The sequence below is a fragment of the Methylophilus sp. QUAN genome (assembly GCF_015354445.1).
Taxonomy (GTDB): domain Bacteria; phylum Pseudomonadota; class Gammaproteobacteria; order Burkholderiales; family Methylophilaceae; genus Methylophilus.
The window spans coordinates 148131-162451 of sequence record NZ_JADKYT010000001.1 but is presented as its reverse complement, the minus strand read 5'-3'; the positions used below and the strand labels follow the sequence as shown (position 1 = coordinate 162451).

14 protein-coding genes are annotated in these 14321 nt (G+C 51.5%); 6 read left to right on the top strand and 8 right to left on the bottom strand.

Going from position 1 to position 14321, the window contains the following annotated elements; genetic code table 11:
• Positions 1 to 77 precede the first annotated feature (77 nt).
• On the bottom strand, positions 78 to 653 hold the full coding sequence (locus tag INP79_RS00740; protein ID WP_194752543.1) for an antibiotic biosynthesis monooxygenase: 576 nt from the start codon (positions 651 to 653) through the stop codon (positions 78 to 80).
• Positions 654 to 696: 43 nt separating this feature from the next.
• The gene (locus INP79_RS00735; protein ID WP_194753789.1) at positions 697 to 1590 is read right to left on the bottom strand and encodes a LysR family transcriptional regulator; all 894 of its coding nucleotides are present in this window, start codon (positions 1588 to 1590) and stop codon (positions 697 to 699) included.
• A 125-nt stretch (positions 1591 to 1715) separates the two neighbouring features.
• On the opposite strand from INP79_RS00735, the gene INP79_RS00730 reads away from it, so the two are divergent.
• From INP79_RS00730 to INP79_RS00715, 4 genes are all read left to right on the top strand, one after another.
• Positions 1716 to 2576: a pirin family protein gene (locus tag INP79_RS00730; RefSeq protein WP_194752542.1), complete on the top strand. Its 861-nt coding sequence runs from the start codon at positions 1716 to 1718 to the stop codon at positions 2574 to 2576.
• A gap of 115 nt (positions 2577 to 2691) precedes the next feature.
• Positions 2692 to 3318: an isochorismate family cysteine hydrolase YcaC gene (gene ycaC, locus INP79_RS00725; protein ID WP_194742244.1), complete on the top strand. Its 627-nt coding sequence runs from the start codon at positions 2692 to 2694 to the stop codon at positions 3316 to 3318.
• A 268-nt stretch (positions 3319 to 3586) separates the two neighbouring features.
• A complete protein-coding gene (locus INP79_RS00720) occupies positions 3587 to 3748 on the top strand; it encodes a hypothetical protein (protein ID WP_194752541.1) in 162 nt (53 codons plus the stop codon).
• A gap of 126 nt (positions 3749 to 3874) precedes the next feature.
• Positions 3875 to 4984 carry a catalase family protein gene (locus INP79_RS00715; RefSeq protein ID WP_194752540.1) on the top strand — a complete coding sequence of 370 codons (1110 nt, stop codon included), beginning with the start codon at positions 3875 to 3877 and terminating at the stop codon, positions 4982 to 4984.
• 26 nt (positions 4985 to 5010) lie between these two features.
• Here INP79_RS00715 and INP79_RS00710 read toward each other — a convergent pair whose 3' ends face one another.
• Genes INP79_RS00710 through INP79_RS00685 form a run of 6 tightly spaced genes read right to left on the bottom strand, consistent with a single transcriptional unit; the run spans position 5011 to position 10416 of the window.
• Complete coding sequence (locus INP79_RS00710) at positions 5011 to 5976, bottom strand: vWA domain-containing protein (protein ID WP_194752539.1); 966 nt, start codon at positions 5974 to 5976, stop codon at positions 5011 to 5013.
• A complete protein-coding gene (locus tag INP79_RS00705) occupies positions 5973 to 6536 on the bottom strand; it encodes a hypothetical protein (protein ID WP_194752538.1) in 564 nt (187 codons plus the stop codon). Before INP79_RS00705 ends, INP79_RS00710 begins: the two co-directional genes overlap by 4 nt.
• Positions 6533 to 7501: a VWA domain-containing protein gene (locus INP79_RS00700; protein WP_194752537.1), complete on the bottom strand. Its 969-nt coding sequence runs from the start codon at positions 7499 to 7501 to the stop codon at positions 6533 to 6535. The genes INP79_RS00705 and INP79_RS00700 overlap by 4 nt, the downstream gene beginning before the upstream one ends.
• Positions 7498 to 8391, bottom strand: coding sequence for a hypothetical protein (locus tag INP79_RS00695; protein ID WP_228519655.1), 894 nt, complete (start codon positions 8389 to 8391; stop codon positions 7498 to 7500). Before INP79_RS00695 ends, INP79_RS00700 begins: the two co-directional genes overlap by 4 nt.
• A 55-nt stretch (positions 8392 to 8446) precedes the next feature.
• The gene (locus tag INP79_RS00690) at positions 8447 to 9364 is read right to left on the bottom strand and encodes a DUF58 domain-containing protein (protein WP_228519654.1); all 918 of its coding nucleotides are present in this window, start codon (positions 9362 to 9364) and stop codon (positions 8447 to 8449) included.
• A gap of 2 nt (positions 9365 to 9366) precedes the next feature.
• Positions 9367 to 10416, bottom strand: coding sequence for a MoxR family ATPase (locus tag INP79_RS00685; RefSeq protein WP_194742251.1), 1050 nt, complete (start codon positions 10414 to 10416; stop codon positions 9367 to 9369).
• Between the two features lie 250 nt (positions 10417 to 10666).
• Between INP79_RS00685 and INP79_RS00680 the strand changes: the two genes are divergently transcribed.
• On the top strand, positions 10667 to 12130 hold the full coding sequence (locus INP79_RS00680) for a PLP-dependent aminotransferase family protein (RefSeq protein ID WP_194752535.1): 1464 nt from the start codon (positions 10667 to 10669) through the stop codon (positions 12128 to 12130).
• 115 nt (positions 12131 to 12245) lie between these two features.
• Entirely contained in the window at positions 12246 to 14321 is a 2076-nt protein-coding gene (locus INP79_RS00675; RefSeq protein WP_194752534.1) for a GGDEF and EAL domain-containing protein, read from the top strand.

Genomic DNA, 14321 nt, shown 5'->3' with positions numbered 1-14321 from the left:
TGCGCTCAAAATTGAAAAAAAACACTATCCAACGGCTTGTTTCTCATCGAAGAATGGCAAAAATAACCTAAGAAATGTCAGCGGTGCAACCAGTGTCGCATGAGCTTGCTATAACGTGGCATAACCACATACACCATCAGTGCCACTACCACGCCCGTCACAAAGAAGGTATGTAACACACGGGATTGCGGGAGGCCACTGGCATCCAACAGCGGAACCACCAGCAGGGGCACCACACTTACCAGCGGGAAAATCGCCGACCAGGTTAGCAAGAACTGTTTCCAGCGCACCGGCGGCTTGGCTGCGGGCAGGTTGCTTTGTGCAAACAGGAAGTCCAGCCCACTACTGATCTGGTATTCATCTTGCCCGGCCAGCAAATGAGCCGCTTTTGCGATCAAGGCTTTGCGGGCGGGCGAATCCAGCCATTGCGTCAGGTGCTGTTCCGTTTGATAGCGAATCATCACGGAGTAAGTGTCGGTGTAACCTGCAACAGGCCGGATAATATGCCAATCGAGCAGGCCTTCGGACGCCCGGCATAAGGGGCCAATCTCCTGTAGCCAGATTTCATATTCTGCCTGCAAGGCCGGGCTGACGTGATGGGTAATCACGACGCTGGCACCTTGTAGCGCTGGGGATAATGCCTGTTGAGTCATGACATGGCTCCTGCCGGAAAGAAAATCATCATTGCACCTGCCATTATGACGCACTGAATAAGGGTTTTAACTCAGCCACCGCCAGATCAATAAAACCGCGCAGCTTGGGCGGCATAAAGCGTTGCTTGGGGTAAACCAGGTGCACGGCATCGGCGCGTCCGCGCCATTCGGGTAATACATGTTGCAAGCCGCCCGCTTGCACGGTGGGCTGACAAATAAAGGTCGGCAGCAAGGCCACACCGTGGCCATTTTCGGCCATCGCCCGCACCACGCCTATACTGTTCACCAGGGTGCGGGCAGCCAGCGGCACTCGTATGGCCGTGGTGCCTAGTTGCAAATCCCACTGGTGGCGACCCATAGGCGTGAATTGCACACATTGATGCTGGCTGAGATCAACCGGCGTCTCAATCTGCCCGGCAGACTGCAAATACTGCGGACTGGCAAATAAGGCCCATTGTATGGTGCCCAGCGATTTGGCAATCAAGCTCGAGTCACGCAATTCACCGGTCCGAATCGCCACATCCACGCCTTCCGCGACCAGGTCCACATAGCGCTCAGTGAGCATCAACTCCAGCGACAATGCTGGATAAGTCAGCTGTGTCTGCGCCATCACGCCCCCAAGCAAGGCATCACCCAGGTCAGCAGGTGCCGTGACCTTGAGCACACCTTGCGGTTGCTGGCGCGCTTCATCCAGTGCGGCCTCTGCCTCAAGCAGGTAGCCCAGGCCGGTAGACGCATGCTCAAAATACATGGCACCTGCCTCTGTCAGGTTTAAGCGGCGCGTGGTGCGTTGCAACAAGGTGACGCCCAGCCGCTGCTCCAACCTGGCCACACGTGTACTGATGGTAGACGTGGGTAAACCAAGCTGGCGCGCGGCAGCACTGAAACTGCCCGCCTGCACCACCTTCACAAACACTGCGGCTTCGTTAAAGTCCATGCTGAATGAATGATTATTCATTTAATTGAAAAGTGATTTCACATTTAACCATCTAGTACCTTAAAAGTCATCTGTTTATAGTGTGAACCATGCAAACACGCAAACATTTCTGAAAGGGAAGCATCATGAAAAAACTGGCTTTTATCAAACGCAGCAACGGCAACCACTGGGTGGGTGATGGTTTTCCGGTACAAAGTATTTTTTCTTACCGTGACATTGCCAATGATATTTCACCATTCTTGTTGATGGATTACGCCGGGCCTGCCAGCTTTGAGCCAACCACACACAGACGCGGCGTCGGGCAACACCCACACCGTGGTTTTGAAACCGTGACCATTGTCTATGACGGCCAGGTCTCACACCACGACTCGACCAATGCCGGTGGCACTATCGGCCCAGGGGAAGTGCAGTGGATGACCGCAGGCAAAGGCATTATTCATGAGGAATATCACGGCGATGACTATGCACGCAGCGGTGGCCCGTTTGAAATGATCCAGTTATGGGTCAACTTGCCGGCCAAGGACAAAATGACCGCACCTGGCTATCAAGGCATTACCCGTGAGCAGATCCCGGAGGTCGCTTTGCCGGAAGAGGCGGGTAAAGTACGCGTGATTGCCGGTGAATATGCAGGCCAAAAAGGCCCAGCCAATACATTTAGCCCGATGAATGTGTGGGATGTGCGCCTGAATGCCGGTACACGCACCACCTTCACCTTGCCGGAAGGCTACACCACCGCCATTTTTGTGCTGCATGGCGCGGTGAAAACCGGTGAAGTGCATACCATCCGCCCGGCTGAATTGGCGGTGATGCAACGCGAAGGCAATGAACTGGTATTGCAGGCACAGCAAGACACCGTGTTGCTGTTACTCAACGGTGAGCCGCTGAATGAGCCTGTGGTGGGTCATGGCCCGTTTGTCATGAATAGCTGGGAAGAAATTGACCAGGCCATTAATGACTTTAACCAAGGCCGTTTTGTCACCGCATAACGGCTTGTAAAGTAGTCCAACATTTTAAAAAAAGGAAACACGGCCGTCAGCATTCACGCGTTACGCTGACGGCCATGATCTCCACCCGACTAAATCCATTGAGAGGATATTCATCATGAACAACAAACCTTATGTACGCCTGGACCGTGACAACGCTGTCGTTTTGCTGGTAGACCACCAGGCTGGCCTGTTATCGCTGGTACGCGACATTGAGCCAGACCGTTTTAAGAACAATGTATTGGCCTTGGCCGATGCCGCCAAGTTTTTTAACCTGCCGACGATTTTGACCACCAGCTTTGAAACCGGCCCCAATGGCCCGTTGATGCCAGAGTTAAAAGCACTGTTTCCGGATGCGCCTTATATTGCGCGTCCTGGCCAGATCAACGCCTGGGATAACGAAGACTTCGTCAAAGCCATTAAAGCCACGGGTAAAAAGCAACTGATTATCGCTGGCGTCGTCACCGAAGTGTGTGTAGCCTTCCCTGCCCTGTCAGCGATTGAAGAAGGATTTGAAGTGTTTGTGGTGGGCGATGCCTCAGGCACCTTTAACGAACTGACGCGCGATGCCGCCTGGCGCCGCATGGAGGCAGCCGGTGCACAAATGATGACCTGGTTTGGCGTGGCCTGCGAGTTGCATCGCGATTGGCGCAACGATATCGAAGGCCTGGGTACCCTGTGCGCCAATCATATTCCAGACTACCGCAACTTGATGACTGCATTCAATGCGCAACAAGCCAGGTAAAAAATTGGCAAATTGCAGAACTACACGGAACTTTTTTTGGATACTTTTTGTCTAATAGTTGCATGGCATTTCTTTGCGCCACGCCATAAAGCATTTCCTACACAACAATAGGAACATTGCTTATTAAGTATTCAGGTCAATTAGCGTAATCTGCAATTGTCGCGTTTGAAATGAAGTGTCGAATGCATTTCGAGTTTCATTCATAACAAGACAAATACGGCAGCCTTCACGGCTGCCGTTTGTACTCAACGAATGAAGGAGTATGCATATGCCTAGAGGATCCAACCCGAAGCGCGAACAAGAATACGAAACCCTCAAACACGAGTTCAAGAAAGACCACCGCTACCCCGGCCGCGAAGAAGAAGTCGCCGCCCGTATCGTCAACAAGCAACGCAAACAAGCGGGTGAAACCAAGGATAACTCATCCTGAATCGCGCGGTTCTTAATGCATCAACACAGTGCCATGTTCAACCAATGTTCAATAAGATCCATGCAGGTTTGATGGGGTCATTGCTATAACGCCCCTGCCAGACCTGTTTAAAAAATGGGGGTTATTATGCAACAAACTGCTGATATTGGAATTTCACCACTCAACTACCAACCAGCCTATGAGGTGTTGGCCGAAAGCGAAACCAAAAGCCGGGAAAACCTGCAATATACGCTGCGCAAAATCTCCGAAATCACAGCCAGGCATGCCGCCTACAGCGCCCGTAGCGTACATGTGAAAAGTCATGGCCTGATCTCTGCCGAAATGGAGATTTACGATAACCTTCCCCCGTCATTGGCCCAGGGCATGTTTGCCAAAGCGCAAACCTTGCCGTTGGTCATGCGCTTTTCAACGGTGCCGGGTGATATTTTGCACGACAAAACCTGCACGCCGCGCAGCCTGGCCATCAAGGTACTTGGCGTTGATGGCGACCGGCTGCCTGGCAGCGAAAAAGCCATCACGCAGGATTTTTTATTTGTGAACGGCGCCAGCTTCCTGTCATCCAGCGTACAGGTATTTCTCTCCAACCTGAAACACATCGCCTCCACGCCCGAAACCAGCACTGAATTCAGGCATTTTTTGTCGCAAATTTTCCGCTCAACGGCCAAGCTGGTCGAATCGCTCAAAAGTGGCCAGCAAACCCTGATCAGAAACCTGCACCAGCCACAAGAAACCAATATCTTAGGTGAAACCTATTTTAGCCAGGACCCGATTCTATACGGCAACTACATGGCCAAAATCGCCTTTGTACCGATATCCCCTGACCTGATCACACTCACTAACAAACCGATTGATACCCTCGCTTCCGATGGTCTCAGGAAGTCTATCGTCGATTACTTTATTGCCCACACTGCCGTCTGGGAGTTACGCGTGCAACTGTGCACCGACATCAAGCAAATGCCTATTGAGGACTCGACGGTGATCTGGTCGGCAGATGTATCGCCTTATATCCCGATTGCCCGCATTACGGCCAAACCACAAATCGCCTGGAGTCCCTATCGTTCGCATGTCGTTGATGAGGGCATGATGTTCTCGCCATGGCATGGCATTCAATCGCACCGGCCGCTAGGCTCGGTCATGCGGCTGCGAAAAATGAGCTATGAAATGTCCAGAAACCTGAATGCGGCCCCCGCAGGCGCGCCGGTGCATGAGCCGACCAGTCTGGATGATTTGTGCTGAGCACACATCATCCAGACTGACACAGCCTAGGCGGTCTGGCGGTCACGCAGGCGGTATGCCCATACATCCGGCAAGTAAGTCGCAATCACCATCAATGCCGCCAGGGTTAAAAACAGCCACTTCACCGAATAGCTGGTGACAAACTTAGCAGCGGGCGTTTGCGACTGCACAAACTGATAAAATGCCGGTTCGTCTATGCCTTCGATATATTGGCCCTTGATCTCTGTCGCCATGTCTTTCAAATGGTCCACATCCTGGCTGGATAAATAGCGGTCAAACTCGGCATACGCGACCGGTGGATCAGGATCATCCTTGCTGGCATCGCTGTAATTGACGCCGCCGCCAGCGCTTTCGGCCGCCGCATCGGTGCCCCAATAGCCGACAAAGCGGTTATTCGCATTAAAGCGCTTGATTGGTGCAGGCTCCTTACCGCCGACACCCACAAAAATCACGTTTTTGCCTATGCGCACATCGCTGATATCCAGCTTGTTAATGCCATTGGCTTTGGGCGCTTCGTCACCATCGGTAAAAAACAGCATTTGCGCCGGAATATTCAGGTAATCAAACGTGGCTTCAGCGGCCTTCACCCCAAACGTCATGCGGCTGTTACCACTCCAGGCCATGCGCCATTCCAGGTGATTAATGCTGTCATTAATAATGTCAAAGTTAGCGCACACTTCTAATGGCATAAACAATAACGCGACATTCTCAGCCGCAAATACGCCCACACTCACATACGTGCCGCAGGGCGATGTTTTCACCACTTGCCGCATCAGATGCTGTGTGTAGGCTAGGCGCGTCGCCGGTTTATTGGCAACGTGCATATCCTCGGCATTCATGCTTTGCGAAATATCTGCCAGCAACAAATAGTTATGCACTTCTTGTTTGAGTTGTATCTCCGGCTTGACCATGGCCAGCACCAGAAACAGCATGGCGCCCAACAATAAACTGGTTTCATAATGTGCTTTAAGCAGTGAAAAAAAGCGTTTCATGGTAACCCCTGTGGCAGATTGCTGATCTCCATGCCGGAAGGATCCTGCGGCACGGTTTTAATGTGTTTGGGAATCACGCCGTGCAATAAACTCAAATTGAATTTGGCTGCCTGGTTGCCAGGGTCGAGCTTGAGTGACTGCTCATACGCGGCACGCGCCTGTAAATAATCAAACTTGGCTTGCTCCTGAATCGAGCCATCCGCCTCGACCAGGCGCTGCAAACCAGAGCGGAACAAATGATTGCCAATATTAAAATGAATCTGCGACTTTAATGCCTGGCTGGGTTTAAACACCGAGGCATCCTGCTGTTTCGGCGCCTCCAGCAATTGGCCAAAATTCTGTATTGCATGTTTGTAGTTACCCGTTTTGCCTTGCTGATATGCATCGGCAAACTTCTGGTGAAAAGGAAACGGGTCTCCTGCCAGCACTTCACCCGCCTGTAAAAGGCCGTTGGCCGCAGAGATGGTATGCACCTGATAGCCTTCATACGCGCTCCCTAGCACGCCGACAATGAAGAGCAATCCCAGCACCTGGTTTTTGCGCGTTAAATGGTTTTTCATTCGTATACCCTTACATTTTTAATCACCAGAATCAGCAACACCAACACCAGCGCAGAGACCATAAACACCTTGGAATAGTCATAGCCGGCAATGGTCTCGTGGTATTTAATGGCCTTTTTCTCCCGCGAGTCGATATCGTTAATCGCCGACTGCAAGGTTTCCGGGTCATCGGCTTCATAGGCTTTGTATTTCAGGCCCAGTGACTGGAAATACTTGTGCAGCACGATGGAGTTAGGCGTGCGGTCTTCTTCATATTCATCTTTGGAGAAAATACTCGGCTCGCCTGGTTCACGCAGCATGATCCAGTAAATACTCAACTTGCGGCTTTTCAGGCGCTCGCTGAGCAAATACTTCACGCGCGGGCTCAGTTTGCCAGCGCCATCCGAAAGCAGAATCACCGCGCGTGAGCCTGAACTCTGGATGTTATCGAACAAGCCAACCGCCTCAGTGAGCCCAGCGCCAATGTTGGTCTGGTTGAGCGAAGGACTGGTGGCGGCAAGAATCGCTGCATGAATGGCATCACGGTTAGTGGTGATTTTGATGCCGTACAACGCCGAGTTGGTAAACCCCACCACCCCCATCATGTCATTCGGACGTGAGTCAATAAATTGCGTGATGATACGGCGCGCCGCGGCAGATTTGATTTCCGCCACATGCCCCCCCGTAGCATCGCCCGCAAACGGGTGGTCCATACTCACGCTACGGTCTATCACCATCACCGTTTGGGCACCCTTGCCTACGCGTGGTACCTGTTCATCTGAACCTCGCGGGGCCGCCAGTGCAATCACGATACTCAGCAACAGCAAAGACATAATGACCTTCACCGCCAGGTTGAGCCGGTCAGAAAACAGGTCTTCCGGCATCAGCTCCAGCCAGCTGTAATGCTGGCCTTGATGGCCTTTTAACCAGAAAGGCAGCAGCGCGATGGGCAACAGGGCAAATGCCCATGGATTTAAAATGATCATGACACGCCCCGCTCACAATCACGCAAACGCTTGCTGAGCTGCACCAGTTGCGCAATCACCTGGCGGCTATCGCGGTTTTTCACGTCGTATAACGATTGATTGGACGCCTCAAAAAATTGCGTAATCTCCTGCTGCAGGCCTTTAAAGCCTGGTCGCAAGCGCACAAACTCATCCACATCGCGCGCAAAAATATTCGCGCCATAATGCTGGTTGAAGGCCTGATGCAAATAGACCAGCGCTTTTTTCTCTTCTGCCGCAGTTTTTGGTTTGGCGGATTTTGCCAGGCGCTTGAGTTGCCTGTGCGCCCGTGCAAATGCCCCCCCCATGAATGGCAACCATTGGCCATCGGCATTGATATACAGCAAGGCGAGCAAGCTGATCACCGTCATGCTCAGACTGACCACCAACCCTTGCTGATGCACATGACTGTCAATCAGGGGTGTTTTCACTTCGGGCAAGATATTCTTCCTGGCGGTGGTCGTCCCGCCCGTCACCAGTGGTGAAAACCAGAATCCCCAGGCGGGAATATCCACTGTAGTGGCTGCAACGGTCAGTTTTTCTGCGGGCAAATACATCACGCTGGGCGTGGCACTGGCCGCAAATACCTGATAATCAAATTGCACGGTATAACGGGTATGCCCGGACTGCGCCTGGCTTTGTACGGCGATACCAACCAGCTCGATGCCATTCTGTTTGCGGCCCTTTTTAGGCAAGGTGTTTTTTGCCAGCGTGTCTCCGCCGGAAGCCTCAACCACTAGGGTTCTGGTCAGCACATCCCCAATATGCACCCCATAAGTCGAGGGTGGGTTCACCACACTTAAAGTAGGGGCAGCTGCCAGGCTGCTATTGGCCGTGAGCAATACGCTGGCGGCCAGTAACAGGCATTGCATGCCCCTGCGAACGGTTATGTTTGAAATCTGTTTTAGCATGATTGTTTTTTCACCATCACATTGCTTGTTCAAAATAATGCGTCATCAGCTCTGGCCTGTAGTCGCCATGCATAAACAGCGCCGGACTCTCAAAACGCATGAATAAAGCTTCTAATGCCTGCCTGCGCGCATGAAAGGCGTGAATGAATTTGGCTTTCACTTCGCTGCGGAAAAACAGCGTGCGATTGCGCCCGGTTTCCAGGTCTATCATGGTGCCAAAACCAAACTTGGGCAGTTTTTTGTATTCCTCATCGTCCCACAGCACAATCGGCACCACCTTATGGGCAGACATCGCCAGCAAGGTTTTCTCGATCACCTGCATGGGCATATGAAAATCCGAAATCCAGAACACCAGGGCGCGCGTCTGCCCCAGAAAATTAGGCATGTCGGTGACGCCCTCCATGCCGATACGCAGCGAGTGATACTCATGCAGCAAGGCGATGGTCTGTTTGCTCTGGTGATAATTTCGGCTCAGCGGCAAGGTGAAATCCTCAAGCACCTGCTGGTTGTAGCCAATAAAACCAAACAAATCGCCCATGTTATAAGCCGAATTCGCCACCGCCGTGGCGATTTCTACCGCAGTATCCAGCTTACGCTGGCTCCCCCTGAACTGCATGGACCCGGATAAATCACACACGGCATAAATCGGCGTTGTGCTGTCCTGGTTAAACTGCCGCACCTGCACCTGCTCAAACGGGTCGCGTATCGTCTGCCGCAAATCCATACGCCTGGCATCCGGGTAATCCACCAGGTTGATGGTGCCACGGTAGTCAGAGCCTATCCCGCGCTGGGTGCCGGGATGATCACCGAGCTGGATGCTGTCAGACTTCCAGCCAACCACATATTCAAAGGGCCGCGCGTAACCGGCCTCTTCGTCATACCGCGGCGTTTTCTGCTCGGCTTTTTTCCAGGCGTTTTTGAGTGTGGCACGCATGCTTAAGCCGCTTTGCTAAAGGACAGGCTAGGCACCGCCACCGTGCGGATAATATTGCTCGTCAGCTCCCTGGCCAAGGCTGTCCTGCGGTTTTCATAGGCCGCGTTAAACACCAGGCGATGTGAAATCACCTCGTGAAATACGGCATGAATATCTTCCGGGTACAAACTGTCGCGGCCATTCAGCCAGGCATTCACACGCGCCGCTTTCATCAACATACCCATGCCGCGTGGACTGGCGCCAGTCTGGATCACACGACTAACATCCACACTCTCCATGGTCACACCAAACTTCTCCGGATGCTGTGTGGCCTCCCACAAATCCATGGTGTATTCCTCCAGCACATCGCTGGATTGAATATGATTTTGCAGTCGGTCAGAAAACGCATTTAACTGGTCAAACTTCAAAATGCTGCTATCCACCTGTTGCGTGAGTTTTTCGGCGTGTTGGAACTTGGTATTGAACACCAGCGACTTTTTCAACTCTCGGTCCGCCGGAATATCAATCGGAATCTCCATCATAAAGCGGTCGCGCGCCGCAGACGGAATCTCAAACGTCTCGTTTTTCTCCACCTGGTTGCGGTCAGCAAACACAATCATGTGCGGCATGCGGTATTCTTTTTTGAACGCGCTGATATGGCGCTCCGCCATCACCCGCAACATCAGGGCATGCACCTGCGGCCGCGCACGGTTGATCTCGTTAAAAAAGAACACGGATAAATCTTCCCCGGCGCGCAACAACGGACCCTCATCAATTTGCGGCCTGCCATCTGGCCCCAAAAAGGTGTGGTAAATCAGGTCGTTCGGCATCAGGTCAACCGTGCCTTCAATCCGCTCATACGCGCCACCAATGCCGCGCGCAATCGATTGCAGCAAGGTGGTTTTGCCCACACCTACGCCACCATCCAGCAACACATGGCCGCGGGCAAAAATCGCAATATTCATCAAGCGGATGGCTTTGCTCTGCCCGACAATCACCTGGTTCACCTGCTTTTCAAGTTCCAGCGCATGATGGCGCCAATCTGTCAGTTGGATATCTAATGGAGGTGACATGACTCTTCCTTTCTAACCACGGTTAAAAATACGCTCATGGAGAAGATCTCCCCGAACGATTTATCTGAACGTACAAAATGTTTCAAAAATGTAACAGAGTGACACTAGTCCACAATCCTCCAGTTTCAAGAACTTCACTGGTCCAGTTATTTTTGCGATATAGTGCCGATTGAGTAATCCAGATTTCCCGTAAAAGAAAGGGATTTCTTCCTGACATGACATGTTTTTGGTGTGACTGATGGAGAGCGCAATGCTACGTTCGTGGAGTCTTAAACTCACAATTACCGACACCTCAGGCTTGCCGGTGTACCTGCAAATTGCCCAGCAAATCATGGAGGAAATTCAGCGTGGCCGCTTAGCGCCTTCCACCGCCATGCCAGGCACGCGGGAGCTGGCCGAGAAACTCAATGTAAACCGCAAAACAGTGATCCTGGCTTATGACGAACTCATCGCGCAGGGCTGGCTGGTGTCTGAGCAACGCCGAGGCTCGTTTGTCTCTGCCAACCTGCCCAACTTTAGTACTCAGGCGCAAACCTCTAAAAGTAGTCATCAACCCGCCAATGTGGTGGAAGGCCCGACGCACCCGCTACTCAATTATCAATCGCCGGTCGATGGCGTGATTGATTTTAATGACGGCATCCCCGATGCACGGCTGATCCCGTTCAATATCCTGTCGCGGGCATTCCGCCATGCCTTGATCGGCTCCAGCAAAGGCAAAAGCCTAGGATATGGCGACCCACGCGGCACGCTGGCCCTGCGCCAATCCATCGCTACCATGCTCAATATGGAAAGAGGCCTGAGTGTGGATATCGACCAGATCTGCATTGCGCGTGGCAGCCAGATGGGCATCTTCCTGGCCGCACGTGTATTGACACGCCCGAACGACAATATTGTCGTCGAACAACTCAGCTATCCGGCCGCCAAAGAAGCCTTCAGGTCCTGCGGCGCCAACATCCTCACCGTCAAACAAGACAAGCATGGCATCGATGTCGTTGCGCTGGAAAAACTCTGCCAGCAGCACCCTATCCGCGCCATTTATGTCACGCCGCACCACCAGTTCCCCACCACCGTCATCATGACCGCCGAGCGGCGGTTAAAACTGCTGATGCTGGCCGAGCAATACGACTTCACCATCGTCGAAGACGACTACGACCACGAGTTCCACTTTTCATATCACCCGGTGTTCCCGCTGGCCAGCACCAACCACGGCGGCCGCGTGATCTATGTTGGCTCGCTCTCCAAAGTGCTCGCGCCCGGCTTGCGCGTGGGCTACCTGGTCGCCACCCCCAACCTCATAGATCGCTGTGCGCAAGAAGTCATGCTCATAGACCGTCAGGGCAACTCCATCACCGAACTCGCCGTGGCCGAACTCATGCACTCCGGCGAAATCAAACGCCATATCCGCCGTACGTTCAAGATATATAACGAGCGCAGAAACCTGCTGATTGCGCTGATTAAAAAAGAACTCAAAGAATACGTCACCTTCGACGCCCCCGATGGCGGGCTCGCCATTTGGCTACGTTTAAAAGAAGGTTACGACGTAGAACAGGTTGCCGGACAGGCGTTGAAACATCATGTGCGCATTTTGCCTGGCACCTTGTTTTCTGAGACAGAGCAAAGCGTGCATGCCATACGCTTGGGATTTGGCAGTCTCACTACCGCCGAGTTAGAGAAAGGGGTACTGGCCTTAAAAACCGCGTTCATGGGCGGCTAGGTATTTTGATATTTAAGAAAATTTAAATATTACCGAAAACAATTTATTACAATGTAAATTAATTTTATTATGGGAAGCGTCAGATAAATCAATATTAGAAATATTCGTTCATTTTATGAAAAATATTAAAAATCAGAATATTGAAAATAATCAATACATCCAGACCTTGATCGATAACTTCCCATTCATGGTCTGGCTCAAGGATGTGAACAGCCGCATCCTGGTGGCGAATACAGCCTACGCCAACATGGTGGGTGTTCACTCGAGTACTGAACTGATTGGCAAGACAGACTTTGATTTTTTTCCGCCAGATTTAGCGCAAGAGTATGTCGATGGTGATAAAAAAGCCATGCTGAGTACCACGCCGAGCGCGGTCACGGTGCCGATTAAAAACGCAGAAGGCGAGTACTACTGGATAGAATCTTACAAATCCTCAGTGATTGTAGACGGCAAAGTGGTCGGCTCGCTTGGTTACGCCAGAGACGTGACCGAAAGCATCCAGAAAGAAAACGAATACAAATCCATTGTAGAAAATTCATCGAACTGCATCGCCAAATACAACCGCGATTGCGAGCGCATCTTTCTCAACAAAGCCAACTCCTCGTTTTATGAAGTCGACTCCACCAGCCTGATAGGCAAAACGCCGTCGCAATATCCCGGTGGCACCTCCGCCAAAGCCCTTGAGAAAAGCATACAAGAAGTATTTCAAAACGGGGAAAATCAACATGTTGCATTCAAGCTGACCACCAAACATGGCAAGCACAAAATCATGCACACGGTATTAACTCCCGAATTTAACGCCATCCACGAAGTACAAGCCGTCATCGCCATCGGCCAGGACATGACGCAGTCATATGAAAACCTGGACCGCATCCATCACCTGGCGTATTTCGACTCTATTACCAAGCTGCCCAATCGTATTTCTTTGCTGGAAGTGCTGGAGCAATGCATCAAAAAATCGCACCGCTCAGGCTGTTCATTTGCATTTCTGATGCTGGATTTAGATGGCTTCAAGGCAGTCAATGACTTGCTTGGGCACTCCGAAGGTGACTTGTTGCTATATGAAATGGCAAGACGCATTGAACGCTCGGTGAGGCCAACCGATACCGTTGCCCGACTGGGCGGCGACGAATTCGCCATTGTGCTGTCAGACGTCAAAGACCCCAAAAATGCCGGGGGTGTGGCAAAAAAAGTTCTCGAATCCATCAAGCAACCCATTTTAATCCGTGGCACAGAACTGTTTATTTCCGCCAGCATTGGCATCGTGATTTGCCCCGACCACAGTAGCGATGTCAGCGATATTGTGAAGTATTCAGATATCGCCATGTACAAAGCCAAGAAACAAGGCAGAAATAACTACCAATATTATTCCGCCGACTTATCGCAAACCACGATTGAACGCATAGACATAGAGCGCTCACTGCGCACCGCCCTGCAAAACGACGAGTTCTTGCTGCACTACCAGCCACAAGTGAATTTAGAGACCGATAAAATCGTCGGCGTAGAAGCGCTACTCAGATGGAACCGTAACCACAACGAAATGATCCCGCCAAATCGCTTTATCAGCATTGCAGAAGACTCAGGCTTGATTGTCGAGATTGGTGAATGGATCATGCAAACGGCATTTAAAGACGCCGTCCGCTGGAACACTGGCTGCAAAGACCCCATTAGTGTCGCCATCAATTTATCCAGCCGCCAGTTTATCCATAACAACCTGCTCAACTCCATCAAGCACCTGTTAAAGAAAACCCACTGCAACCCGGCTTGGATCACCTTAGAGATCACGGAAAGCCTGCTGCTAAATGACAGCCTGCATATTAGAAAAACCCTAAAAAGCCTGGATAACCTGGGCTTCAGAATCTCCCTGGATGACTTCGGCACTGGCTATTCAGCGCTGAGTTATCTCAACAAATTCCCCGTCAGCGAAATCAAAATTGACCAATCATTTGTGCAAGGCATCGCAGACAACAATGATCACCGGCTCATTGTGCAGGCAATTATTTCCATGGCGAAAAGCTTGGGTAAAGAACTGGTGGCAGAAGGCGTGGAGAAGGCCGAACAAGCCAAGTTTTTAGAAAGCTGTGACTGTAAAGTGGTGCAAGGCTACTTCTATAGTAAACCCAAGCCGTTTGATGAAATTGATATGCAGGCATCGTGGGCGCCTGCTGTTCACGAAAATAAAGCTATATAA

What these genes read in the sequence shown, in the direction of transcription:
- INP79_RS00680 (WP_194752535.1), top strand. Translation starts at nt 10,667, where the DNA reads ATGCTACGTTCGTGGAGTCTTAAACTCACAATTACCGACACCTCAGGC.
- INP79_RS00675 (WP_194752534.1), top strand. Translation starts at nt 12,246, where the DNA reads ATGAAAAATATTAAAAATCAGAATATTGAAAATAATCAATACATCCAG.
- INP79_RS00730 (WP_194752542.1), top strand. Translation starts at nt 1,716, where the DNA reads ATGAAAAAACTGGCTTTTATCAAACGCAGCAACGGCAACCACTGGGTG.
- INP79_RS00740 (WP_194752543.1), bottom strand. Translation starts at nt 653, where the DNA reads ATGACTCAACAGGCATTATCCCCAGCGCTACAAGGTGCCAGCGTCGTG.
- INP79_RS00700 (WP_194752537.1), bottom strand. Translation starts at nt 7,501, where the DNA reads ATGATCATTTTAAATCCATGGGCATTTGCCCTGTTGCCCATCGCGCTG.
- INP79_RS00715 (WP_194752540.1), top strand. Translation starts at nt 3,875, where the DNA reads ATGCAACAAACTGCTGATATTGGAATTTCACCACTCAACTACCAACCA.
- INP79_RS00735 (WP_194753789.1), bottom strand. Translation starts at nt 1,590, where the DNA reads ATGGACTTTAACGAAGCCGCAGTGTTTGTGAAGGTGGTGCAGGCGGGC.
- INP79_RS00710 (WP_194752539.1), bottom strand. Translation starts at nt 5,976, where the DNA reads ATGAAACGCTTTTTTTCACTGCTTAAAGCACATTATGAAACCAGTTTA.
- INP79_RS00695 (WP_228519655.1), bottom strand. Translation starts at nt 8,391, where the DNA reads ATGCAATGCCTGTTACTGGCCGCCAGCGTATTGCTCACGGCCAATAGC.
- INP79_RS00690 (WP_228519654.1), bottom strand. Translation starts at nt 9,364, where the DNA reads ATGCGTGCCACACTCAAAAACGCCTGGAAAAAAGCCGAGCAGAAAACG.
- INP79_RS00720 (WP_194752541.1), top strand. Translation starts at nt 3,587, where the DNA reads ATGCCTAGAGGATCCAACCCGAAGCGCGAACAAGAATACGAAACCCTC.
- ycaC (WP_194742244.1), top strand. Translation starts at nt 2,692, where the DNA reads ATGAACAACAAACCTTATGTACGCCTGGACCGTGACAACGCTGTCGTT.
- INP79_RS00685 (WP_194742251.1), bottom strand. Translation starts at nt 10,416, where the DNA reads ATGTCACCTCCATTAGATATCCAACTGACAGATTGGCGCCATCATGCG.
- INP79_RS00705 (WP_194752538.1), bottom strand. Translation starts at nt 6,536, where the DNA reads ATGAAAAACCATTTAACGCGCAAAAACCAGGTGCTGGGATTGCTCTTC.